The sequence below is a fragment of the Lawsonibacter hominis genome (assembly GCF_014287895.1).
Taxonomy (GTDB): Bacteria; Bacillota; Clostridia; order Oscillospirales; family Oscillospiraceae; genus Lawsonibacter_A; species Lawsonibacter_A hominis.
The window spans coordinates 232,034-254,748 of sequence record NZ_JACOPP010000002.1 but is presented as its reverse complement, the minus strand read 5'-3'; the positions used below and the strand labels follow the sequence as shown (position 1 = coordinate 254,748).

At 62.6% G+C, this 22,715-nt stretch carries 20 protein-coding genes; all 20 read left to right on the top strand.

Going from position 1 to position 22,715, the window contains the following annotated elements; genetic code table 11:
- The first annotated feature begins 259 nt into the window (after positions 1 to 259).
- The 20 genes from H8S57_RS03030 to spoIIIAB all read left to right on the top strand — a co-directional run bounded on the left by H8S57_RS03030 (position 260) and on the right by spoIIIAB (position 22,709).
- Positions 260 to 1,273, top strand: coding sequence for a M23 family metallopeptidase (locus H8S57_RS03030; protein WP_186906587.1), 1,014 nt, complete (start codon positions 260 to 262; stop codon positions 1,271 to 1,273).
- A 2-nt stretch (positions 1,274 to 1,275) separates the two neighbouring features.
- On the top strand, positions 1,276 to 1,887 hold the full coding sequence (locus H8S57_RS03025; RefSeq protein ID WP_186906586.1) for a site-2 protease family protein: 612 nt from the start codon (positions 1,276 to 1,278) through the stop codon (positions 1,885 to 1,887).
- 257 nt (positions 1,888 to 2,144) lie between these two features.
- Entirely contained in the window at positions 2,145 to 2,486 is a 342-nt protein-coding gene (gene rplS, locus H8S57_RS03020; RefSeq protein ID WP_186906585.1) for a 50S ribosomal protein L19, read from the top strand.
- 227 nt (positions 2,487 to 2,713) lie between these two features.
- Positions 2,714 to 4,708 carry an amidohydrolase family protein gene (locus H8S57_RS03015; protein ID WP_243204659.1) on the top strand — a complete coding sequence of 665 codons (1,995 nt, stop codon included), beginning with the start codon at positions 2,714 to 2,716 and terminating at the stop codon, positions 4,706 to 4,708.
- Between the two features lie 114 nt (positions 4,709 to 4,822).
- Positions 4,823 to 5,677 carry a ribosome biogenesis GTPase YlqF gene (gene ylqF, locus H8S57_RS03010; RefSeq protein ID WP_186906584.1) on the top strand — a complete coding sequence of 285 codons (855 nt, stop codon included), beginning with the start codon at positions 4,823 to 4,825 and terminating at the stop codon, positions 5,675 to 5,677.
- 10 nt (positions 5,678 to 5,687) lie between these two features.
- Complete coding sequence (gene rnhB, locus H8S57_RS03005; protein WP_186906583.1) at positions 5,688 to 6,293, top strand: ribonuclease HII; 606 nt, start codon at positions 5,688 to 5,690, stop codon at positions 6,291 to 6,293.
- The gene (locus tag H8S57_RS03000) at positions 6,290 to 6,661 is read left to right on the top strand and encodes a YraN family protein (protein WP_186906582.1); all 372 of its coding nucleotides are present in this window, start codon (positions 6,290 to 6,292) and stop codon (positions 6,659 to 6,661) included. The genes rnhB and H8S57_RS03000 overlap by 4 nt, the downstream gene beginning before the upstream one ends.
- Positions 6,662 to 6,678: 17 nt before the next feature.
- A complete protein-coding gene (locus tag H8S57_RS02995) occupies positions 6,679 to 7,641 on the top strand; it encodes a dipeptidase (protein WP_186906581.1) in 963 nt (320 codons plus the stop codon).
- Positions 7,629 to 9,116, top strand: a complete 1,488-nt coding sequence (thrC, locus tag H8S57_RS02990; RefSeq protein ID WP_186906580.1) for a threonine synthase — start codon at positions 7,629 to 7,631, stop codon at positions 9,114 to 9,116. Before H8S57_RS02995 ends, thrC begins: the two co-directional genes overlap by 13 nt.
- 1 nt (position 9,117) lies before the next feature.
- Positions 9,118 to 9,795 carry a metallophosphoesterase gene (locus H8S57_RS02985; protein ID WP_186906579.1) on the top strand — a complete coding sequence of 226 codons (678 nt, stop codon included), beginning with the start codon at positions 9,118 to 9,120 and terminating at the stop codon, positions 9,793 to 9,795.
- Positions 9,796 to 9,913: 118 nt separating this feature from the next.
- The gene (gene tig / locus H8S57_RS02980) at positions 9,914 to 11,353 is read left to right on the top strand and encodes a trigger factor (RefSeq protein ID WP_186906578.1); all 1,440 of its coding nucleotides are present in this window, start codon (positions 9,914 to 9,916) and stop codon (positions 11,351 to 11,353) included.
- Between the two features lie 51 nt (positions 11,354 to 11,404).
- Entirely contained in the window at positions 11,405 to 12,040 is a 636-nt protein-coding gene (locus H8S57_RS02975; RefSeq protein ID WP_186906577.1) for an ATP-dependent Clp protease proteolytic subunit, read from the top strand.
- Between the two features lie 131 nt (positions 12,041 to 12,171).
- Positions 12,172 to 13,491 carry an ATP-dependent Clp protease ATP-binding subunit ClpX gene (gene clpX / locus H8S57_RS02970; RefSeq protein ID WP_186906576.1) on the top strand — a complete coding sequence of 440 codons (1,320 nt, stop codon included), beginning with the start codon at positions 12,172 to 12,174 and terminating at the stop codon, positions 13,489 to 13,491.
- A gap of 84 nt (positions 13,492 to 13,575) precedes the next feature.
- Positions 13,576 to 15,987, top strand: coding sequence for an endopeptidase La (gene lon, locus H8S57_RS02965; protein WP_369807588.1), 2,412 nt, complete (start codon positions 13,576 to 13,578; stop codon positions 15,985 to 15,987).
- Between the two features lie 10 nt (positions 15,988 to 15,997).
- Positions 15,998 to 16,597, top strand: a complete 600-nt coding sequence (gene yihA / locus H8S57_RS02960) for a ribosome biogenesis GTP-binding protein YihA/YsxC (protein ID WP_186906574.1) — start codon at positions 15,998 to 16,000, stop codon at positions 16,595 to 16,597.
- On the top strand, positions 16,594 to 17,346 hold the full coding sequence (locus tag H8S57_RS02955) for a fumarylacetoacetate hydrolase family protein (protein ID WP_186906573.1): 753 nt from the start codon (positions 16,594 to 16,596) through the stop codon (positions 17,344 to 17,346). The genes yihA and H8S57_RS02955 overlap by 4 nt, the downstream gene beginning before the upstream one ends.
- Positions 17,347 to 17,502: 156 nt before the next feature.
- Complete coding sequence (locus H8S57_RS02950) at positions 17,503 to 18,354, top strand: undecaprenyl-diphosphate phosphatase (protein ID WP_243204657.1); 852 nt, start codon at positions 17,503 to 17,505, stop codon at positions 18,352 to 18,354.
- 74 nt (positions 18,355 to 18,428) lie between these two features.
- Positions 18,429 to 21,101, top strand: a complete 2,673-nt coding sequence (locus tag H8S57_RS02945) for an FtsK/SpoIIIE family DNA translocase (RefSeq protein ID WP_186906572.1) — start codon at positions 18,429 to 18,431, stop codon at positions 21,099 to 21,101.
- Between the two features lie 181 nt (positions 21,102 to 21,282).
- Positions 21,283 to 22,203, top strand: coding sequence for an AAA ATPase domain-containing protein (locus tag H8S57_RS02940; protein WP_243204656.1), 921 nt, complete (start codon positions 21,283 to 21,285; stop codon positions 22,201 to 22,203).
- Complete coding sequence (gene spoIIIAB, locus H8S57_RS02935; protein WP_186906571.1) at positions 22,197 to 22,709, top strand: stage III sporulation protein AB; 513 nt, start codon at positions 22,197 to 22,199, stop codon at positions 22,707 to 22,709. The genes H8S57_RS02940 and spoIIIAB overlap by 7 nt, the downstream gene beginning before the upstream one ends.
- The last annotated feature ends 6 nt before the right edge of the window (positions 22,710 to 22,715 follow it).

Sequence of the window (22,715 nt, the reverse complement as noted above, 5' to 3'; positions counted from 1 at the left end):
ATGAGCACATTCAGCTAAAGACTGGAGAGGCGCCGCTTGCGCGTCGCCTCTCCACATAACACTCAATAGTTCCTGCCAGGGTCCCTTTTTGTACGGTCCGCACAACCTGGGGCAGTTCATGACAAGGCCGCTTTGGGCCGCTTCTTTTGTTTGGAGCGACGGAGGAGCGATTTCCTGCAGACCGATGGTATAGCGGGCGGCTTGGCCGCATATACATGTCCTGAACTCAAAAAGCGTTACAGAAGGGAAGGGCGCCGGTATGGAAACGACCTATCGGGAGTGGGAAAAGAAGCGGCAGGAGCAGAGCCGTGGACGCAGAGCGGCATCCCGGCGGAAAAGCGGCGGAAAAACGGTACTGGGCACGCGAGAGAGACGGAGGTTACTGCAGCTTGTGGTCTGCGTGGTACTGTTCCTCGTGGTCTTCATTGGAAAGGGCGTGTTTCCGGATAAGGTGGAGGCGGTGCGGGAGCAGCTTTTGAGCACGCTGCATTCGGACACGGATTTCCGGGCTGCCTTTGTCAGCTTGGGCCGCTCCATCTCAGAGGGGGAGCCGGTATTGGATACCCTGGGCGAGTTGTGGGTAGATGTGTTTGGCGGCGGGACGGTGACCGTCTCCGGCGGACTGACGCTGGAGCAGGCGCCTACGCTTCAGGCGCAGAATGCCTTTCTCAGCGGATATCCGCAGCGTGTCACGCCGGTATCCCACTGGCTGAACGGCGGCGGAATACAGTCGGAGCCGGGAGAGCCGGTGCCTATGCAGCCCTCCCCCAGTCCGGAGCCAACGCCCACCCCGGAGCCGGCGGTTGAGCACATGGCCTATGACGGCCCTGCGCTTCCGGACAATGCGACGATGGATAAATACAATTTAAAGGTACTCGGGGTGACCGAGACGGTCACCCCGGCACTGGGGTGGATCTCCTCTGATTTCGGCTGGAGGGAACACCCGGTGGATGGAGGCGAGAAGTTTCACAACGGCGTGGATCTGGGGGTGAACAGCGGAACGGATGTGCTGGCGTTTGCGGACGGGACGGTGGACTATATTGGGGAGAGCGAGATCTATGGCCAGTACCTCCAACTGAGGCATACGGGGGGACTGACCACCTTTTATGCCCATTGCAGCGAGCTTCTGGTACAGCAGGGCCAGACCGTGAAGGCCGGAGAGCGGGTGGCGCTCTCCGGCGCTACGGGCAATTCCACCGGGCCGCATCTCCATTTTGAGATGAAGCTCAACGGCGTGTTGCTCAATCCGGCCTATTATATCAATCCGGCCTGAGCATGCTGCGCTGGAGGCATGTGGAGATCAGCGGCGGGTTCCTGCTGGTTGCGGCGCTGCTGTTTTATCTGGATACGGAGAATCTGCTGTTCTGGGCCGCGGCGGCCTGCGCACTCCACGAGCTGGGGCACGGGCTGGCGATCCGCTGCCTGGGCGGACGGGTGGCGCTGCTGCGGCTGACCTGCGTGGGCGCGGAGCTGAAGCTGTCCGCTCGATACCCGATGGGCTATGGCAGGCAGCTCCTGGCTGCCCTGGGCGGTCCGGCAGCCAACCTTCTCTGCGCCGGCGCCGCCGTCCATATGGCAGGAGGAGGGGACGAGAGGGCCTATCTGTTTGCCGGACTCAATCTGGCGCTTGCCGGCTTTAATCTGCTGCCGGCGGCCCCGCTGGACGGCGGGCGGTGCTTGTGGTGCCTGCTGGCGTTGCTGGAAACGGAAGAGAAGGCGGAACGGATCGTGGCCGCGACCTCGTCTGCAGTATCCCTGGCCCTGACCCTGGGCAGTCTGCTGCTGACGCTGCGGGGACAGGCGAACCTGACGCTGCTGATCACGGCTTTGTGGCTGCTGCTCTCGCCTTGGACGGCGCGAAGAGGAGGCGCACGGGCAAGGGGATGAAGCGGCAGCGCACGATTGCGCCTGTGGCCGGTTCCGAATCGTTGGCCCCTTGGCGGGACGCAAGGTCTTCTGCAAATGCCCCCTGCCGGATCGCGCGGCGTTTTCCTTGCGATCTCTTTAAAATCTGCTTGCAATCCGATCCGCCGTATGGTAAACTATTACGGTCTCAATAAAGGGTGGTCCTCTGCGGCTGCCGCCCGGAACCGGGCGGCGTGAAAGAGCCGGCATGAACGCCTATAAACTAGGAGGAAACGACTATGGATCTCATGCAGGCATTCAGCAGCAAGTATCAGAAGGAAGCGCCCCCCGCGGCCAATGTGGGCGACACCGTTCGGGTGCACATCCGCGTCAAGGAAGGCAACCGCGAGCGTATCCAGGTCTTCGAGGGGACCGTTATCGCCAAGAAGCACGGCGGCATCGAGGAGACCATCACGGTCCGCCGCGTGTCTTACGGCGTCGGCGTGGAGAAGGTTTTCCCCATCCATGCGCCCACGATCGAAAAGATCGAGACCGTTCGCAAGGGCAAAGTCCGCCGAGCCAAGCTGTACTATCTGCGGGACCGTATGGGCAAGAGCGCCAAGGTCAAAGAGCGCATTTAAAACAGATCCGTCCCCCAAAAAGGAGAGGCATATGCCTCTCCTTTTTGGTTATATTGTAAATGTGACCAAAAACAGCGGGAGAAAACTGAAAAAAATTTAAAGTTATACTTGCCTAAACAACGGAAAGATGTTACGCTATAGTTACTAACCAAGAGGAAAGGAGGATTGGGGTCAGTCACGCGCAGACCAGGAAGACCAGAAAGAAGATTATAAAGGGAGGAACAACCATGTCACGCAAACGTTTCGGCAGGATTCTGGCAATGCTCTTGACTCTCACAATGCTTCTCTCCATGCTCCCTGCGATGGCGGCCGGGACGCAGGCCGCCGACAGTGTCTATCGCAACGGCAAAATTTATACTGTAGATGAAGAGTTTTCCATTGCCACCGCATTGGCAATCCAGGGCGACCGCCTGGTCTATGTGGGGGACGAGGCCGGTGTGGAGGCTTACATCGGCGCGAATACCAAGGTCGTGGATCTGGGCGGCAAGACTGTCATTCCCGGCCTGATCGAGGGCCATATGCACATCAACGGCCTGGGAGAGGACATGCTGGTTATCGACGCCTTCTGGAAGCCGAAGGACGTCATCCTGGCGGCCGTGAAGGCGGAGGCTGAGAAGGCCCAGCCCGGCGAGTGGATCCAGGGCAGCGGCTGGCTGAACACCGTGTGGGAGAACACCGACTATCCCACCAAGGAGGACCTGGACGCAGTGGCCCCCAACAACCCGGTCTACCTGAGCCGGGCAGACGGCCATATGTGCTGGGTCAACTCCATGGCCTTTGAGCTGGCCGGCATCACCAAGGACACCCCCAATCCCCAGGGCGGCGAATACCTGAAGACGGACAGCGGCGAGCTGCTGGGCTGCGTGACTGATACCGCCATGTACCCCATCAGCGGCCTGATCCCCGATTTCACTATCCAGCAGAAGAAGGATGCCCTGCTGATGGCCCAGGAGCAGCTGTTCTCCTACGGCCTGACCTCTGCCATGAACGCCGGTACCTCCGTGGAGTACCTGAACGAGGTTTACAGGCCGCTGTACGAGAGCGGACAGCTCAAACTGCGCTCCTATCTGCTGATGTCCCTGTCCTCCACAGAGGGCGAGCAGGCCGACTACCTGCGCACCACCGCGCCTCAGGGCGGCCTGTACAACAACCACATGGACGTGCGGGCGGTCAAGCTGTTCAGCGACGGCTCTCTGGGTGCCCGCTCCGCCGCCATGCTGGAGGATTACAGCGACCGGGCCGGTCATACCGGCAACAACCGCTATACCGATGACGAGATGTATGCTCTGGTGAAGCTGGCCTATGAGAACGGCTACCAGATGGGCAGCCACGCCATCGGCGACGCGGCCAACCACCAGCTTCTGGACTGCTATGAAAAGGTCTTGGCGGAGAACCCCAGAGAGGACCACCGCCTGCGGATCGAGCATTTCCAGATCCTGACCCTGGACGACATCCAGCGGGCCATCAATATGGGGGTTCTGCCCTCCATGCAGACCACCCACGCCACCTCTGACATGCTGATGGCCGAGGACCGCATCGGCACCGAGCGCATCAAGGGCGCCTATGCCTGGCGGACCATCATCGACAGCGGCAGCATTATCATCAACGGAACGGACGCCCCGGTGGAACTGGTCAACCCCTATCACAGCCTCTATGCGGCGGTGACCCGCAAGAGCCGCCTGGGCGAGCCCCCCGAGGGCTGGCACCCCGAGCAGTGCATGACCCGCGAGGAGGCCCTGCGCTCCTATACGAACTGGCCCGCCTACGGTGAGTTCAACGAGGACCTCAAGGGCTCCCTGGAGGTTGGCAAGCTGGCCGACTTCGTGGTCATCGACCGGGACTACATGACCTGCCCGGAGGAGGATATCAAGGACATCCAGGCGCTGCTGACCGTCTCCGGCGGCGAAGTGGTCTATCAGAAGGATACCTCTGTTCCCACCATCATGTGGAATGGCCTGCCCCTGACCTTTAACAGCGAGCTGATCGTAGAGCCGGGCAAGATCTATGTGCCGCTCAACGATGTGATCAACGGCATCAGCGCGGAGAAGCGCGCCGACGGCGCCAGCATGCTGGTCACCCTGAACGGCAAGTCCATCAAGCTGCCCGTCAAGACCGTAGACGGCGTGGATTATGTGGCGGTACGCGCCCTGTTCGAGGGCCTGGGCCGGAACGTGACCTGGTACGGCGACAGCCGGTGCGTCTCCATCGGTTGGCTCAAATAAGGATATTACAGCAAAAAAGCGGGGGGAGGCCCCCGCTTTTTTGCTGTTCTCCCCCTTTTCAAACCACCAGATATTGTGTATAATATTAAAATTAGCAAAAAAGGAGGCTGGAGCATGAACATCCAATGGTATCCCGGCCATATGACCAAGACCCGGCGGCAGATCCAGGCAGACCTGAAGCTGGTGGATCTGGTGGCCGAGGTCATTGATGCACGCATCCCCGTCTCCAGCCGGAACCCGGATCTGGACGAGCTGGTGGGGGAGAAGCCCCGCCTGATCGTACTCAATCGGGCCGATCAGGCCGATCCTGCGGGGACGAGGGCCTGGTGCGCCTGGTTTCGGGAGCGGGGATGGGCGGTACTGGAGACCAACGCCAGGGATGGAAAGGGTGTCAACCAGTTTTCCATTACCATAAAAAATGCAATGAAAGAGAAGCTGGAGCAGTGGAAGGCCAAAGGGATGGTAGGCCGCCCCATCCGGGTGATGGTAGTGGGGGTACCCAACGTGGGCAAGTCCACCTTCATCAATCAGGTGGCAAAGCGGAAATCCGCCAAGGCGGGGAACCGGCCCGGCGTCACCCGGGGCAGGCAGTGGGTCAGCGTGGATGCGGGACTGGATCTGTTGGATACTCCCGGAATCCTGTGGCCGAAGTTCGAGGATGAGGCCACCGGGCTGCACCTGGCCTTTACCGGTGCGGTGAAGGACGAGGTCATGGACGCGGAAACACTGGCCTGCCGCCTGCTGGAGCTGTTGGCGGCACGCTACCCCAATGCGCTGGAGCAGCGGTATCAGATCCCGGCGGACCTGTCCGGGCAGGGGTGGGAGCTGTTGGAAGCCTGCGGCCGTAAGCGTGGCTTCCTCATCTCCGGCGGCGAGGTGGATACGGAGCGCATGGCCAAGGTACTGCTGGACGAATACCGGTCTGGAACGTTAGGAAATATTACGCTGGAACTTCCGCCGGTGGAGTGAGGGAGACGCGATGGATCTGTGGGAACCGGAACGGGCCTGCTGGGCGGAAGGCGCAGCGCTGGTCTGCGGTGTGGATGAGGCCGGGGCCGGCCCTCTGGCCGGCGCGGTCTATGCCGCGGCGGTGATCCTGCCGCCGGAATGGAAGCTGGAGGGACTCAACGACTCCAAGCAGGTAAGCCCAAAGCGCCGGGAACGCCTCTTTGACCGCATCCGGGAACAGGCGTCGGCCTGGGCGGTGGCCTGGGCGGATGAACGGGAGATCGACGAGACCGATATCCTCAGCGCCCGGATACTGGCCATGCAGCGGGCCATCGACGGGCTTGCCCCGGCCGCAGACTTTGCCCTGATCGACGGAAACCGGGATCGCGGCAGGGCGGCGGCGATCACCACGCCCCACCGCGCGATTGTAAAGGGAGACAGCCTGTCGGCCTCCATCGCTGCGGCCTCGATCCTGGCCAAGGTCAGCCGGGACCGCTATATGGAGGAGATGGCCCGGCGCTATCCGGAATATGAGTTTGAGCGCCATAAAGGCTACCCAACCCGCCGTCATTATGAGCTGCTGCGGAAATACGGCCCCTGTCCCATCCACCGCAGGACTTTTTTAAAAAAGCTGTGAGCGGGGCAGAGGCAAAGCTGCTGGGCCGCTGGGGGGAGGCCCTGGTGGCGGAAGACCTGCGAAGGCGGGGCTGGCGTATCGTAGCTGCGGGCTATCGTTCCCGCTTCGGCGAGATCGACCTGATCGCGGAGGACGGGCGTTATTTGGCGTTTGTAGAGGTAAAGCTGCGGAAAAGCGGCGCCTTTGCCCCGGCGCGGGCTTTTGTGGACCGGCGGAAGCAGGAGAAGCTGCGTATCACGGCGGAGTGCTGGCTGGCAGAGCATCCGGCCGGCGGTCTCCAGCCCCGGTTTGATGTGGCGGAGGTCTACGCGCCCCGGGGCCTGGGCACGGAGCGCCCTCAAATACAATATGTCTTAAACGCCTTTTGAAAGGGGTGGCAGGGACCATGCACAGCACCATCGATCTGTTTGACGGGCACTGCGACACGATCCTTCAGCGTTACTTATACGGCGGGAGCCTGCGGAGGAACGAGGGCCATGTGGATCTGGAGCGCGCGGGCAAATACCGCCGCTACGCCCAGTTTTTTGCCCTCTTCGGCGCGGCGGAGGACTTCCCGGGCAGGGATCTGCGGCGCTTGCGGCTGGGGGAGCTGTTCCGGGAGGAGTACGCCGTGTTCCAGCGGGAGATGGCGGAGAACCGCGACCGGGTCGTCCACTGCCGCACGGCGGACCAGGCGGCGGACGCCTTTGCCGCCGGGAAGACCGCGGCCTTTTTGTCCGCCGAGGGCGGGGAACTGCTGGACTGCTCTCTGGAGCGGCTGGAGGAGGCCTGGCGTCTGGGCGTGCGGGCGGTGAACCTCACCTGGAACCACGCCAACGACCTCTCCGGGAGCAATGCCGAGGAGACGGACCGGGGCCTGTCCGCCCAGGGCCGCGCGTTTGTGGACCAAATGGGGCGGCTTGGTATGCTGGTAGACGTCTCCCACCTGTCCGACCCGGGCTTCTGGGACGTGGCGGAGCGGGTAGACGGCCCGTTTTTGGCCAGCCATTCCAATTCCAGAGCCGTATTTTCTCACCCCAGAAGCTTGACCGACGCGCAATTTACTGCCATAATAGACCACAACGGCGTGGCCGGGCTGAATTTGTATGCCCGCTTCCTGGGGGAACGGGCGGACGTGGATACGGTCGTGGCCCATCTGGAGCATTGGCTGGAACTGGGGGGCGAACAAAACGTCTGCCTGGGCGGCGATCTGGACGGCTGTTCCCTCCTGCCGGAAGGGATCAAAGGCATCCAGGACCTGGACCGGCTCTGGGAACGGCTTTTGCAGCGAAATTACAGCGAGGCGCTTTTGCGCGCTCTGTTTTTCGAGAATCTAATGAGGGTAGTGAGCGAAGTATGTACTATGTGAGCACGAGAAACAAGGAGGACCGGCGCACGGCCGCCCAGGCCATCGCCCAGGGACTGGCTGCAGACGGGGGACTGATGACCCCGGAGGTCTTCCCCAAGCTGTCCCAGAACGCCCTGGAGACCATGCGGGACATGTCCTATCAGCAGCGGGCCGTCTATGTCATGGGGAGCTTTTTGGATGATTTCACCTCTTCCGAGCTCTCGGCTTTTGCCTCCAGGGCGTATGGGCCGGATAAGTTCGATGTGAAGGCGGTGGCTCCGGTCCGGGACGTGGACGGGAACACCTACTGCCTGGAACTGTGGCACGGCCCCACCTGCGCGTTCAAGGATATGGCGCTGCAGATGCTGCCCCACCTGCTTTCCGCCGCGCTGGTGAAGAACCAGGAGGAGAAGACGGTGTGCATCCTGGTGGCGACCTCCGGCGACACGGGCAAGGCCGCGCTGGAGGGCTTCAAGGATGTGGAGAAGACCCGTATCCTTGTCTTCTATCCCAAGGACGGCGTGTCCGCCATCCAGCAGCTGCAGATGGTCACCCAGGAGGGCGAAAACGTGGGCGTGTGCTCCGTAGTGGGCAATTTCGACGACGCCCAGACCGGCGTGAAGCGTCTCTTCGCCGACCCCGCTCTGCGGGAGCAGCTGGCCGGGCGCGGCTTCTTTCTCTCCTCCGCCAATTCCATCAACTGGGGCCGCGTCCTGCCGCAGATCGTCTACTACATCTCCGCTTACTGCGACCTGATGCGGGATGGGAAGCTCCAGAAGGGCGAAGCGCTGAACGTATGCGTGCCCACCGGAAATTTCGGCAACATCTTGGCCGCCTATTATGCAAAGACCATGGGCGTGCCCATCGGAAAGCTGATCTGTGCCTCCAATTCCAACAATGTGCTGACCGATTTTCTGCGCACCGGCGTATATGACCGTAACCGCACCTTTTATAATACCATGTCCCCCTCCATGGACATCCTCATCTCCTCCAATCTGGAGCGGCTGCTCTTCGCCCTCACCGGCCATGACGACGCCGAGGTGCGGGATTATATGGCCCAATTGAACCAGGATGGCCGCTACGAGGTGAGTCCCGTCCTCAGGGATAAGCTGGGCAAGCTCTTTGCCGCCGGGTACTGCGACGACACGCGTACCCAGCAGGTCATCGGCCGCATGTGGAACGAGCATAAGTATCTGATCGACCCCCACACGGCCGTCGCCTTCGAGGTACTGGACCAGTACCGAAAGGAGACGGGGGATGCATCGCCGGCTCTGGTGGCCTCTACCGCCAGTCCGTTCAAGTTCTGCGACAGCGTGCTGGGCGCTCTGGGCGTTACGGAGCTGGAGCAGGGCACCGCCATTCTGGAACAGCTCTCCGCCCGGACGGGCGTGGCCGCCCCCGCGCCGCTGGCCGGATTGAAGGACAAGAGCGTACGCTTTGCACAGAACGTGGAGAAGGACCATATGGTGGACCAGGTCCTGGAGCTGCTGAAATAAGATGGCCCTGTACGCGATCGGGGATACCCACCTCTCTTTGGCCTCCGATAAGCCCATGGATGTGTTCGGCGGCGGCTGGGAAGGGTATGTGGATAAGCTGAGAGAGGGGTTCCGGGCAGTGCGGCCGGAGGACACGGTAGTGCTCTGCGGCGATCTGTCCTGGGCCATGGGCCTGGAGGAAGGGGCGCGGGATTTTGCCTTTCTGGACGCGCTGCCGGGCCGCAAGCTGCTGCTGAAGGGAAACCACGATTACTGGTGGAATACCTCCGCAAAAATGAACCGCTTTTTTGCGGAGCACGGCTGGAAAAGCCTGAATATCCTTCACAATAACTGCTATGAATACGGGGAATATGCCCTGTGCGGAACCCGGGGCTGGTTTTATGAGGAAAAGGGGGAACAGAAGGTCTTCAAGCGGGAACTGATCCGCCTGGAGGCCTCCCTGAAGGCGGCGGGGGAGCGGCCGAAGCTGTGCTTTCTCCACTACCCGCCCTGCTATCAGGGCTATACCTGTCCGGAGATCCTTGCCCTTCTGGAGCAGTACGGCGTGGAGCGCTGCTATTACGGCCATCTCCACGGCGGCAGCCATAAGCTGGCGGTGGAGGGGCGGTACGGCGCGGTGGAATATCATCTGGTTTCCGCCGACTACCTGGGCTTCCGCCCACAAAAAATCTGCGAATAATGCAAAAAAAGTATGGAAATTTTCCTGCATATCTGATAGTATAGAGCGGATAACGCGAAAGATGGCACCGTTGGCGCGAAAGCGGCGCTCCGGGGCCTGACAGGAGGAAGTAAACAACATGAATGTCAAGAGCGTCGAGAAACAGGAGAAGAGCACGGTCGAGTTGGTCATCGAGGTGGGCAAGGAGGAATTCGAAGCCGCCGTCGAGAAGGTCTACAAGAAGCAGCGCGGCAATATCAGCGTGCCCGGCTTCCGTAAGGGCCATGCCCCCCGAAAGATCATCGAGGGGATGTACGGCTCCGGCGTGTTCTATGAGGACGCTATCAACGAAATCTATCCTGAGGCCTATGCCCAGGCGATCGAGCAGGAGAAGCTGGACGCCGTTGCCTGGCCCAAGGTGGAGATTGTGGACGTGGGCAAGGAGGGGCTGACCTTCAAGGCTGTGGTCACCGTTCGTCCCGAGGTCAAGCTGGGCGACTATAAGGACCTGACGGCCGAGAAGAACGAGGTCACCATCTCCGACGAGGACATCGACAATGAGCTCAAGCCCTTTATCAGCCGCGCTACCCGTGTGGTCACCGTGGAGCGGGAGGCCCAAAACGGCGATACCGTGGTCATTGATTTCGAGGGCTTTCAGGACGGTGTGCCCTTTGAAGGCGGCAAGGCCGAGGGCCACAGCCTGGAGCTGGGCTCCGGTTCCTTCGTGCCCGGCTTCGAGGAGCAGCTGGTGGGCGCCAAGGCGGGCGACGAGAAGGAGCTGGATATCACCTTCCCCGAGGATTATCACGAGGATCTGGCCGGCAAGGCCGTGGTCTTCAAGGTGAAGGTCAACGAGGTCAAGGAGAAGCAGGAGCCTGCGGTGGACGACGAGTTTGCCAAGGACGTGTCCGAGTTCGATACCCTGGCCGACTTCAGGAAGGATCTGGCCGACAAGCTCAGGGAGCGCCGCCAGACCCAGGCCCAGCGGGACTTTGAGGAAGCGATCATGACCCAGGTCATGGACAATATGGAAGTGGAGATCCCCGACGCGATGGTGGACTTCCGCGCCGAGCAGCTCGTCAACGATATGGCTCAGCGCATCCAGGCCCAGGGCATCCCCTTTGAGCAGTATCTGGCCATGACCGGCATGAATATGGACATTATGCGCGAGCAGGCCAAGACCGCTGCCCTGGAGCGGGTCCGCCGTGAACTGGCGCTGAGCGCCGTAGCTGCGGCCGAGGCGCTGGAGATCACCGACGAGGAGCTGGATGCGGAGTACAAGCGCCTGGCCGAGCAGTACAAGGTCAGCGAGGAAGAGGCGAAGACCAACCTCTCCGCCGACGATGTCCGGAAGGAGCTGCTGGACCGGAAGGCGGAGCGCGTGATCCTGGACAGCGCCAAGCAGGGCAAGCCGGCTGCCAAGAAGAAGGCCGCCAAGAAGACCGCCAAGAAGGCGGAGGAAGAAGAGCCGGCCGGCGAGGACGAGGAGAAGCCCAAGAAGACCACGGCCCGGAAGAAGACCGCCAAGAAGGCGGAGGAAGAAGAGGCTTCTGTGGACGAGGGCAAGGCAGAGGAATAAGTTGCCGTACGGCGGGCATACTGTGGTGTGTGACTGCCCGCCGGTGGTGGGATGGTCAGAGCCGGGCAGCCGGCTCCGACATCAAATAAAAGGAGATCCAAAACCATGAGCTTAGTTCCCTATGTAGTAGAACAGACCAACCGGGGCGAGCGGTCTTATGATATTTTCTCCCGGCTGCTCAACGACCGCATTATCTTCCTGGGCGAGGAGGTCAACGCGACCACGGCCAGCCTGGTGGTGGCCCAGCTGCTGTATCTGGAAGCCCAGGACCCGGATAAGGATATCCAGTTCTACATCAACAGCCCCGGCGGCTCCGTCACCGACGGTATGGCCATCTACGACACCATGCAGTACGTCAAGTGTGACGTTTCCACCATCTGCATCGGTATGGCCGCCAGCATGGGCGCGTTTCTGCTGTCCTCCGGCGCCAAGGGCAAGCGTTTGGCGCTGCCCAACGCCGAGATCATGATCCATCAGCCTTCTGCCGGCACCCAGGGCCAGATCACCGATATGGCGATCCATCTGAAGCGCTTGGAGATCATCAAAAAGCGTATGAACCACATCCTGGCCGGCAACACCGGTAAAAGTGTGGAGGAGGTTACCGCCGCCTGCGAGCGGGACAACTTCATGTCTGCCGAGGAGGCCCAGGAATACGGCCTGATCGACAAGGTCATCTATCAGCGCTGATCGAATCATAGGGGAGCGGGGATGCCATCGGCCCCGCTCCCTTGCGGTCTTCTCCCGGAAACCGCCTCCGTCACCCTCCGCGCGCCGGTTGGAACGGGGGTTCCGGAACCTTTTTGAGTTGAGGTAACACAATGCCGAAAAACGACGAACGCAACAAATCGGTCCGCTGCTCTTTCTGCGGCAAGCATCAGGAGCAGGTGAACCGTATCATCGCAGGCCCGGGCGCCTACATCTGCAACGAGTGCGTCCATCTGTGCATGAGCATCCTGGACGACACCTACGACCCGGAGGAGCCGTTTTCTCCCGATATCCCGGACGTGATCCCCACGCCCCGGGAGATCCGTGATGTCCTGGACCAGTATATCATCGGACAGGAGGACGCCAAGGTCGCCCTGTCCGTTGCCGTGTACAACCACTACAAGCGCATTTACTTCGGCGGCGGGGAGGATGTGGAGCTGCAAAAGAGCAACATTCTGCTCATGGGGCCAACCGGCTGCGGCAAGACGCTCTTTGCCCAGACCCTGGCCCGCATCCTGAAGGTGCCCTTCGCCATCGCCGACGCCACCACGCTGACCGAGGCAGGCTACGTGGGCGACGACGTGGAAAACATCCTGCTGCGTCTGGTGCAGGCCGCCGACTATGATGTGGAGCTGGCGGAGCGGGGCATCATCTATGTAGACGAGATCGACAAGATTGCCCGCAAGAGCGAGAATACCTCCATCACCCGGGATGTATCCGGCGAGGGCGTGCAGCAGGCTCTGCTGAAGATCCTGGAGGGTACCGTGGCCAACGTCCCGCCCCAGGGCGGGCGCAAGCACCCCCATCAGGAATTCATTCAGATCAACACCAAAAATATCCTCTTTATCTGCGGCGGCGCGTTTGACGGGATGGAAAAGATCATCGAGCGGCGGCTGGATAAGAAGACCATCGGCTTCGGCGCGGAGATTCAGCGGAAGCGTGAGAAGGACAATACCGCTGTCTTCAAGCAGGTCCAGCCCCACGATCTGCTGAAGTTCGGTATCATCCCGGAACTGGTGGGCCGCCTGCCGGTCATCACGACCCTCAGCGCCCTGAACAAAGAGCAGCTGGTACGTATCCTCACACAGCCCAAAAATGCCCTGGTCAAGCAGTACCAGAAGCTGCTGGAGTACGATATGGTGGATCTGGAGTTCCAGCCCGCCGCGCTGGAAGCGGCTGCGGACCAGGCCATCGAGCGCGGGATCGGCGCCCGGGGACTGCGGGCCGTGTTGGAGGAGGTCATGACCCGGGTGATGTACGACGTACCTTCCGACCCCACCATTACCAAGGTCACCATCACGCCGGAGAGCGTAGCGGATCACGTGCCGCCCGCCGTCGAGCATGATCCTGAGCGCACCGAGCGGCCCCGCCTGGGCGGCGCTGCCCTGCGCGCCGAACAGGGCGGCACTGCGCTGCGGGGGAACGTATCGTAACGAAAGCCATCTGGATACCAGCGGGGCGGGGGAGGTTCCCTCGCCCCACTGTGGCATCTATTCCTGTTTTCCGAGAGGAAGTGAATGTTCATGGAATCGAATCTGCCGGTCACCATGCCTGCGCTTGCCTTGCGGGGCCTGACCGTATTCCCCAATATGCTGCTCCACTTCGACGTGGGGCGTGAGGCGTCGATCAAAGCGCTGGATGAGGCCATGACCACCGGGCAGCCGGTTTTCCTGGTCGCTCAGCGTGACCTCTCTGTGGAGAGCCCGCAGCTGAACGACCTTTACACCATTGGAACCATCTGTAACGTACGCCAGATCCTCCGCCTGCCCGGGGACAACGTGCGGGTGATGGTGGAGGGGGTCAGCCGGGGGCGGATGCACAGCCTGCCCCAAACCAGTCCCTATCTGATGGCGGAGGTGGAGGAGATCCGGCCCGAGGAACCGGTGAAGCGCTCCGCCCGGACTGAGGCGCTGATCCGCCAAACCTATGAGCTGTTTGAGCGCTATATCGAGCTGGCCCCCAAGATGACGCCGGATATCCTCCTGTCCGTATTGGCCAGCGAAGACCCGGGCTATATTGCCGATTATATTGCCCAGAACCTGGCAATGCGCACCGGCGACAAGCAGGCGGTGCTGGAGGAGCTGCGTCCCGTCCGGCGCCTGGAACTGCTCTGCCGCACGCTCCGCCGGGAGGTGGAGATCCTGGAGCTGGAGCAGGATATGCAGGGAAAGGTCCGGGACCAGCTCACCCGCAGCCAGCGGGACTATTTCCTGCGGGAGCAGATGAAGGTCATCCAGCAGGAGCTGGGGGAGGAGAATCCGGGCAGCGACAGCGAGCTGACGGAATATCGCCGGAAGATCGCCCATGCAAAGCTCCCCGGCGAGGTGGCGGAAAAGCTGCTGAAAGAAGTAGGGCGGCTGGAAAAACAGCCTTTCGGCTCTGCCGAGGCCACCGTCATCCGCAACTACCTGGACGTGTGCCTGGAGCTGCCCTGGGGCAAAAAGACCAGGGAGCGCGTCGATGTGGCCGCAGCCCGCAAGGTGCTGGACGCCGACCATTACGGCCTGGAAAAGGTAAAGGAGCGTATCCTTGAATTTCTGGCGGTCAAGCAGCTGGCGCCGGAACTGAAAGGGCAGATCATCTGCCTGGTAGGCCCTCCGGGCGTGGGCAAGACCTCCATCGCCATGAGCGTGGCACGGGCGCTGCACCGGAAGATGGCGCGGATTTCCCTGGGCGGCGTCCATGATGAGGCCGAGATCCGCGGCCACCGGAAGACCTATGTGGGCGCCATGCCGGGACGTATCATTGAGGCAGTGCGCCAGGCGGGCACATCCAATCCGCTCCTGCTGCTGGATGAGATCGACAAGCTGGGCAACGACCAGCGGGGCGATCCCTCCTCGGCCCTGCTGGAGGTATTGGATGCCGAGCAGAACAGTACCTTCCGGGATCATTTTCTGGAGGTCCCCTTCGATTTGTCCGACGTGCTTTTCCTGACTACGGCCAACACCACCGACACCATTCCGCGGCCCCTGCTGGACCGGATGGAGATCATCGAGCTGACCAGCTATACCGATGAGGAGAAGCTCCAGATCGCCAGGAACCATCTGCTGCCCAAAGAGCGCAGGCGCCACGGCCTTCGCCCCGCTCAGATGAAGGTGACCGACGACGCCATCCGGGAGATCATCCGGGGCTATACCCGCGAGTCCGGTGTGCGCGTGCTGGAGCGGCAGCTGGCCGCCCTGTGCCGCAAGGCCGCTATGCGTCTGGTCTCCAATGGTGTAAAGTCGGTTCGCGTTACAGGAGACACTTTGGAAGAATTCCTGGGCGTGCGCCGGTTCCACCCGGAGCGCCTGCCCCGTATGGAGCAGGTGGGGGTGGTCAACGGCCTGGCCTGGACCAGCGTGGGCGGCGAGATCCTGGAGGTGGAGGTCAACGTGGTCCCCGGATCCGGCAAGGTGGAGCTCACCGGCAACCTGGGCGATGTAATGAAGGAGTCCGCCCATGCGGCGCTCTCCTATATCCGCAGCCGGGCGGCCACGCTGGGCATTGAAGCCGATTTCTATAAGACCAAAGACCTGCACGTCCACTTCCCCGAGGGAGCGGTCCCCAAGGACGGCCCCTCCGCCGGCATCGCGATCACTACCGCCATGGTTTCCGCTCTCACCGGGGCTCCGGTGAAGCGTGAAATCGCGATGACGGGGGAAGTTACGCTGCGGGGGCGTGTGCTTCCCATCGGCGGCTTGAAGGAGAAGACCATGGCCGCCTACCGCAATGGGATCAAGACGGTGTTCTTACCCATGGATAACCAAAAGGACCTGGAGGAGATCGATCCGACCGTCCGCGCCGCCCTGCAGTTTATTCCCGTGGAGCAGGTGGACGCGGTGCTGGCCCAGGCGCTGGACCTGGGCGGGCGGGAGGAAGGACTGCTCCGGGCGCGGCCCGTGGAAAGCGCCGCTCAGGGGCAGAATCTCCCCAGCTTCAAGCAGTAAAGGAGCGAATATGAGCGTCAATCTGCAAAAGGCGGAGTTTGTCCGTTCTGCCGCCAAGGCGTCCGATTTCCCTCGGGACCGCCTGCCCCAGGTGGCTTTCGCGGGCCGCTCCAATGTGGGCAAGTCGTCGGTCATCAACCGGCTTTTGAATCGGAAGAATCTCGCGCGGGTCGGCGCGGCGCCGGGGAAGACCACCCACATCAACTATTTCCTCATCGATGAGAAATTCTATCTGGTGGATCTGCCCGGCTATGGCTATGCCAAGGTCTCCAAGGGGGAGCGTGAGCGCTGGGGACGCCTGATGGAGGAGTGGTTTTCCGACAATACGCTGATGACCCTGGGCATGATGATCGTGGACGCCCGGCACAAGCCAACCGCAGACGACCAGACCATGGCGGAGTGGTTCCAGGGCAGCGGCCGTCCCTTCGCGGTCGTGGCCAACAAGCTGGATAAGCTGAAAAAGAGCGAGATCGCGTCCAACCTGGCCCGGATCCGGGAGACGCTTGGCCTGGACGAAACGGTAAAGGTGATCCCCTTTTCAGCAGAAAAGGGAGACGGAAAGCAGGAGCTGCTGGAACTGATCCTGGCGCATGCGGGGGAGCATTTATGAAATACGTGAAGTTGGAGCGGGACGGCGGCAGCGTGTGGGGCGTGCTCCAGGGCGATCTGGTACGCACTCTGGCCGCGCCGCCCTTTGATGGGATCTGCTATGACGGGAAAAGCCTGCCTCTGGCGGACTGCCGTCTGATGGCCCCCTGCGCGCCCACCAAGATCGTCTGTGTAGGGAAAAACTATTATGATCATGCCGTCGAGATGGGGGACGGGGTGCCGGAACGTCCCATCCTGTTCCTCAAAGCCCCCAATACGCTCAACCGCCCGGAGGGGGAGGTCCACGCCCCTGCCTTTGTGGGGCGGCTGGACTACGAAGGGGAGTTGGCCTTTGTGATCCGGAAACAGGCGAAAGACGTGAAGGCGGAGGAGTATGCCCGGTACATCCTGGGCTATACCTGTCTCAACGACGTGACCGCCCGTGATGTGCAAAAGAGCGACGGACAGTGGACCCGAGGCAAGAGTATGGACGGCTTCGCCCCCGTGGGCCCGCTGGTCACCGATGAGGTAGACCCTTCGGCGCTGGAGCTGGAGACACGGCTCAACGGTACGGTGGTCCAGTCGGGGAACACATCCCAGTTTATGACCCGGATTCCGGAGCTGCTGGCCTTCATCACCGCGTCCATGACGCTGGAGCCCGGCGACGTGGTGACCACCGGCACCCCCGCGGGCATCGGGGCGATGAAGCCGGGCGACACGGTGGAGGTCGCGATCCAGGGGATCGGGGTTCTGCGCAGCCACGTCGTATAGAGCGCTTTGCAGCGCACGGTGCGTCCCTGACCGGACGCACCGTGCGCTTGTCTGTCTCCCGAACGGTGAAAAAGGATGGAAATATCCCGCGCCTTGTGTTAATATACTACTGTATGTCCAAAGCGGTCCGTATGCCTGATGATGGAGGTAACTGATTTGACTTATTTGATGTCGATCCTTATGGGGATCATCCAGGGGGTGGCTGAATTCCTGCCCATCTCCAGTTCTGGCCACCTGGCCCTGTTCCAGGCCTTTTTCGGCATGGAAAACGTGGAAGAAAGCCACCTGTTTTTCACCGTCCTGCTCCATTTCGGCACGCTGGTCTCCGTGTGTTTGGTCTACTGGCGGGACATCGTGGAGATGATCCGGGAATTCTTTCTCGGGATCGCCTCCCTGGCCGGGAAGAAGGGGACGGGCGCAACGCCGCCTCCGGCCCGGCGTTTGGTGATGCTCATCATCGTGGCCACGCTGCCGCTGTTCGTGATGGTCCTCTTTCAGGACGCATTGGAGTCCCTGTTCTCCAATGTGATCCTGGTTTCCTGCGCCCTGATCGCCACCGGCTTTATCCTCTTTTTCTCCGACCGGCTGGCCCATGGCCGCAAGAGTGCGAAAAATGCCACGGTGGCGGACGCGCTCATCGTGGGCTGCGGACAGGCCATCGCCGTCATTCCCGGGCTCTCCCGCTCCGGTACCACCATCTCCGTGGGCATGCTGCGGGGCTTTGACCGGAATTTTGCCGTGCGCTTTTCCTTTCTGATGTCCCTGCCCGCCGTGCTGGGGGCCAACATCCTCTCCCTGAAGAGCGCGCTGGAAACCGGTTTTGATCACAGCCTGCTGCCGGTCTACCTGGTGGGCGTTGTGGTGGCCGCGGTCGTGGGCTATTTCGCCATCCGGCTGGTGAAGCTGCTGGCCGACCAGGGCAAGTTCGGAAAGTTTGCCTATTACTGCTGGGGCGTGGGCCTTGGCAGCCTGATCGCCGGGATCGTGAAGATGGCGGTGCTCCACTGAGTTCAGCTGCGGCCCCGGCGGCCGGTATGCCGGGGCCGTTTTCGGCTCCAAATCCTCGAAAGGACTGATGCGCAATGGCCACAGCACAAAAGAAGACCACGGGCGGGAAGCGGACAAGCACTGCCGCCCGCAGTACGACCACGCGGAAAAAAGCGCCGCCGCCCCCGAAGCCCGTCCGGCGGGAGGTCGGGGCCGTGGTGTGCCTGCTGCTGGCCATTTTTGCCGCGTTCGGGTACGTTCCCATTGAGGCCATCTTCGTGGACTTTTTCTGCGGTACCGTCAAGGGACTGATTGGCTACGGCTATTGGCTGCTGTCCCCCATGCTTCTCATCGCCAGCGGTATCCTGGCGTTCCACCGGGGACGCCCGGTGCGCCTGCGGGTGTGGTGCGCACTGCTGACGCCGGTGCTGACGGGCTGTTTGCTGCACCTGATCCTGGCAAGGGGGGAATACGTCTGGAGCATGGCGCTGGTCAAGAGCCTGTGGACGCAGGGACAGGCCCTCCAGAGCGGCGGCCTGGTCAGCGGCGTCATTGCCCTGGCCCTGACGGCGGTGTTCAGCAAGCCGGGCGCGGGAGTCATTTTCGTACTGGCGGCCATCCTTATGGTGATGGCTGCCTTCCATGTGACGCCGGCGGACGTGGTGGACGCTGTGCGGTCCCGTCCCCGGGCCGAGTATGAGGAGGAAGAACTGCCTGAGCCCGTCCCCAGGGAGCGCCGCCGCCGGGTGAAAGAGACGGCCGCATCCGCTGCCGCGGGCGCCACGTCCCGGCGCAGGGCGGAGATCGATATTCCAGTGGACGACGGTCCGCTGGCAGGGAAGCCCGCTGAAGTGGAGCCGGTGGCCAAGAAGGAGCGGTTCTTCAACCGCAGGCCTTCCGTGCCGACGCCGGATCAGGTACTGGCCGGGGAGGCCTCCGTTCCGGCGGACGGGCCTGCCGCGCCCGCGGCGCCGGTCCCGCCCATGCCGCCTGCGGCGGCGGAGTTGGCTCCGGCGCAGGCGGAACCCGTGCCGGAGCATGGCCCCGCACCGGAACCGGTCCCCATGCCGCCCATGCCGGAGATCGAACGGGAGCCCGCCGTGGGCAAGGGAAAGAAGGGAGAGACCGCCCAGGCCGCCGCGGAGGTGGCCCAGGATATTGCAAAAAATCTGGAGAGCGGCCCCCCCGTCTATCAATATCCGCCGGTCTCCCTGCTGAAAGAGGGGAGCGGTCTCTCCGCCAGCGACGTAGCCGGGGAGCTGCGGGCCAACCAGGTCCGTCTGTCGGATACCATCCGCTCCTTCGGCATCGACGCCAACATTGCCAATGTGACCCGAGGACCCTCGGTGACCCGGTATGAGGTGGAGCTGGATCAGGGTGTGCGGCTGAACAAGCTGACCAATCTGGCCGACGATATCGCCCTGGCGCTGGGAGCCACCGGCGTGCGGATCGCCCCCATCCCGGACAAGATCTCCATGGTGGGCATCGAGGTGCCCAACAAGCTGGTCTCTCCGGTACACATCCACGAGGTCATCGATTCCCGGGCGTTCCGGGACACCCCCTCCAAGGTGGCCTTTGCCGTGGGCAAGGATATCGGGGGCAACTGCATCGTAGGCAACATTGCCAAACTGCCCCATCTGCTGATCGCGGGTACCACCGGTTCGGGTAAATCGGTATGCACCAACTCCCTGATCATTTCCCTGCTCTATAAAGCCACGCCGGAGGAGGTGCGCCTGATCATGGTGGACCCCAAGATGGTGGAGCTGGGCATCTACAACGGGATCCCGCACCTGCTGATCCCGGTGGTCACCGACCCGAAAAAGGCCGCCGGGGCGCTTCAGTGGGCCGTGGTGGAGATGATGAAGCGCTACCGTTCCTTCTCCGAGATCGGGGTGCGGGATCTGGCCAGCTACAACGCGCATGCCGCCAAGACCGAGGGCATGGAGAAGATGCCGCAGATCGTGGTGGTCATCGACGAGCTGGCCGATCTGATGCTGGTGGCGGCCAAGGAGGTGGAGGAATCCATCTGTCGGGTGGCCCAAATGGGCCGCGCCGCGGGGATGCACCTGATCATTGCCACCCAGCGGCCTTCCGCCGACGTGATTACCGGGCTGATGAAGGCGAATATCCCCAGCCGCATCGCTTTCGCGGTGGCCTCCAGTTTGGAGTCCCGCATCATCCTGGATACCACCGGCGCGGAAAAGCTGGTGGGCCGGGGCGACATGCTTTATTTTCCCCTGGGGACCGGAAAGCCCCAGCGGGTCCAGGGCTGCCTGATCTCCGACGAGGAGGTGGCCGCCGTGGTGGGCTTTATCAAGGAAAACAGCGGCAGCGCGGAATATTCGGATGAGATCATCCATGAGATCGAACAGCACGCCGCCGAGAAGGAGAAGGGAAGCAAGGGCGTGGGCGGCTCCGCACCCGAAGAGGTGGGGGACGATTACGACGAACTGCTCCCCGCCGCCATCGAGGTGGTGGTAGAGACCGGTATGGCCTCGGTCTCCATGCTCCAGCGGCGGCTCAAGCTCGGTTATTCCAGGGCCGCCCGTCTGGTGGATCAGATGGAGGAGAAGGGCGTCGTGGGGCCCTTTGAGGGCTCCAAGCCCCGGCAGGTGCTCATTACCAAGGAGCAGTGGCAGGAGATGCAGTTCAAGCAGGGGATGGTGGACGCTGCGCCCGAGGGCGTGCCCGACGAACTGGAGTTCGAGGGAGACGCCGTCCCCCAGGGCCGGGACCTGCCCCCCTTCGACCCGGGCGGAGACTTTTAAACCAACTGGAAGCGCCTTGAAGCCGGAGGGCGCAGACTCCTCGAAGGAGTCTGCGCCCTCCGGCTTTTGGTATACCGGCCGCCTCGCACCAGGCGGACCGGCTTGTTTTTTTGCGTGCCGGTCATAAAGTGGGACGAGCGTTCATAGGATGTGCCAGTACGAAAGAAGGACGTGAATGGTGATGTATGAGAAGGAAATCCTGCGGTTTCATCAGGCAGCGGCGCTGCTGCCGCCGGAACAGCGCCGTGCGCTGGAGCGGCTGGACGACGCCGTGAAGGCGCGGACGGAGGAAATCCGCCTGCGGGCGGGGCAGCCGGTCAGCCTGGTGCTGCCGGAGGGAGAGATCACCCTGCCCGGCTGGGAACGGCCCGTTCGGACGGCCGAACTGGCCCTGCTGCTGGAGATCGCCACCCAGGCCTCGGCCCACACGGCGCTCTCCCAGGTGCGAAGCGGCTTTTTTACCGTCCGGGGCGGGCACCGCCTGGGCATCTGCGGAAGCGGTGTGGTAAAGGACGGCGCGGTGTGGAACCTGCGGCAGGTCTCCTCGCTGGCTCTGCGGATCGCCCGGGAAGCGGTCGGGATCGCCGCTCCGATCCTGGACAGGCTTTGGGCGGGGGAGGAGCTGCTCAGCACACTGATCCTCTCGCCGCCCGGCTGGGGCAAGACCACGCTGCTGCGGGACCTGATCCGGGCGCTCTCCGATGGAGACGGGGTCCCCGCCCGGCGGGTGGGCGTGGCCGACGAACGGGGCGAGCTGGCCGGCGTATGCGAGGGTGTCCCACAATTCCGGGTGGGGCGGCGCACCGACGTCATGGACGGCTGTCCGAAAAGCGCGGGCCTTCTGATGCTCCTGCGGGGCATGAACCCCCAGGCGCTGGCGGCGGACGAGATCACCGCGCCGGAGGATATCGCGGCGCTGGAGATGGCGGCCAACTGCGGCGTGTCCCTTCTGTGTACCGCCCATGGGGCTTCGCTGGAGGATCTGCGCCGGCGTGTGCTGTACCGGCGTCTGCTGGAGGCTCAGATCTTCCGCCGGCTGGTGGTCATCCGGCGGCAGGGGAGCCGGCGGTGCTATTCGGTAGAGGAGCTGGAACGATGCTGAAGCTGCTGGGGGTGCTGCTGCTGGCTGGGGGGACCGCCGCTGCAGGCTTTTGCGCTGCGGGACAGCTGACAAAGCGGGCCCGTGCGCTTCAGGCGCTCCTGGGTGCGCTGGAGCTGATGGAGCGGGAGCTTTCCTTCCGTCTGACTCCAATGCCGGAACTGCTGGAACGGCTTTCCCGGCAGGCCGATCCTCCGGCCGACGGGCTGTTTGCCGGTTGCCGGGAGGGACTCTCCAGTCTGGGGGAGCGGTCCCTGGCCGAGCTCTGGAAGGCGGGGGTGCGTCAGCCCGCCCTGCTGCTGGAAGCGGAAGAGCTCGCCCTGCTGGACGGCCTGGGCCAGGTGCTGGGAAGCTACGATGGAGAGGGCCAGCTGGCCGCTCTGGCTCAGACCTGCGCGGCGCTGGAGCGGGCGCTGGCGGAGGCCCGGTCGGAGCGCAAACGCATGGGAAGGGTCTATCAGACCCTTGGCCTGGCGGCCGGGGCGTTCCTGGCGATCTTACTGGTGTGATACCCG

Coding starts and splice junctions, on each gene's coding strand:
- H8S57_RS03030 (WP_186906587.1), top strand. CDS start 260: ATGGAAACGACCTATCGGGAGTGGGAAAAGAAGCGGCAGGAGCAGAGC.
- H8S57_RS03025 (WP_186906586.1), top strand. CDS start 1,276: ATGCTGCGCTGGAGGCATGTGGAGATCAGCGGCGGGTTCCTGCTGGTT.
- rplS (WP_186906585.1), top strand. CDS start 2,145: ATGGATCTCATGCAGGCATTCAGCAGCAAGTATCAGAAGGAAGCGCCC.
- H8S57_RS03015 (WP_243204659.1), top strand. CDS start 2,714: ATGTCACGCAAACGTTTCGGCAGGATTCTGGCAATGCTCTTGACTCTC.
- ylqF (WP_186906584.1), top strand. CDS start 4,823: ATGAACATCCAATGGTATCCCGGCCATATGACCAAGACCCGGCGGCAG.
- rnhB (WP_186906583.1), top strand. CDS start 5,688: ATGGATCTGTGGGAACCGGAACGGGCCTGCTGGGCGGAAGGCGCAGCG.
- H8S57_RS02995 (WP_186906581.1), top strand. CDS start 6,679: ATGCACAGCACCATCGATCTGTTTGACGGGCACTGCGACACGATCCTT.
- thrC (WP_186906580.1), top strand. CDS start 7,629: ATGTACTATGTGAGCACGAGAAACAAGGAGGACCGGCGCACGGCCGCC.
- H8S57_RS02985 (WP_186906579.1), top strand. CDS start 9,118: ATGGCCCTGTACGCGATCGGGGATACCCACCTCTCTTTGGCCTCCGAT.
- tig (WP_186906578.1), top strand. CDS start 9,914: ATGAATGTCAAGAGCGTCGAGAAACAGGAGAAGAGCACGGTCGAGTTG.
- H8S57_RS02975 (WP_186906577.1), top strand. CDS start 11,405: ATGGTCAGAGCCGGGCAGCCGGCTCCGACATCAAATAAAAGGAGATCC.
- clpX (WP_186906576.1), top strand. CDS start 12,172: ATGCCGAAAAACGACGAACGCAACAAATCGGTCCGCTGCTCTTTCTGC.
- lon (WP_369807588.1), top strand. CDS start 13,576: ATGTTCATGGAATCGAATCTGCCGGTCACCATGCCTGCGCTTGCCTTG.
- yihA (WP_186906574.1), top strand. CDS start 15,998: ATGAGCGTCAATCTGCAAAAGGCGGAGTTTGTCCGTTCTGCCGCCAAG.
- H8S57_RS02955 (WP_186906573.1), top strand. CDS start 16,594: ATGAAATACGTGAAGTTGGAGCGGGACGGCGGCAGCGTGTGGGGCGTG.
- H8S57_RS02945 (WP_186906572.1), top strand. CDS start 18,429: ATGGCCACAGCACAAAAGAAGACCACGGGCGGGAAGCGGACAAGCACT.
- H8S57_RS02940 (WP_243204656.1), top strand. CDS start 21,283: ATGTATGAGAAGGAAATCCTGCGGTTTCATCAGGCAGCGGCGCTGCTG.
- spoIIIAB (WP_186906571.1), top strand. CDS start 22,197: ATGCTGAAGCTGCTGGGGGTGCTGCTGCTGGCTGGGGGGACCGCCGCT.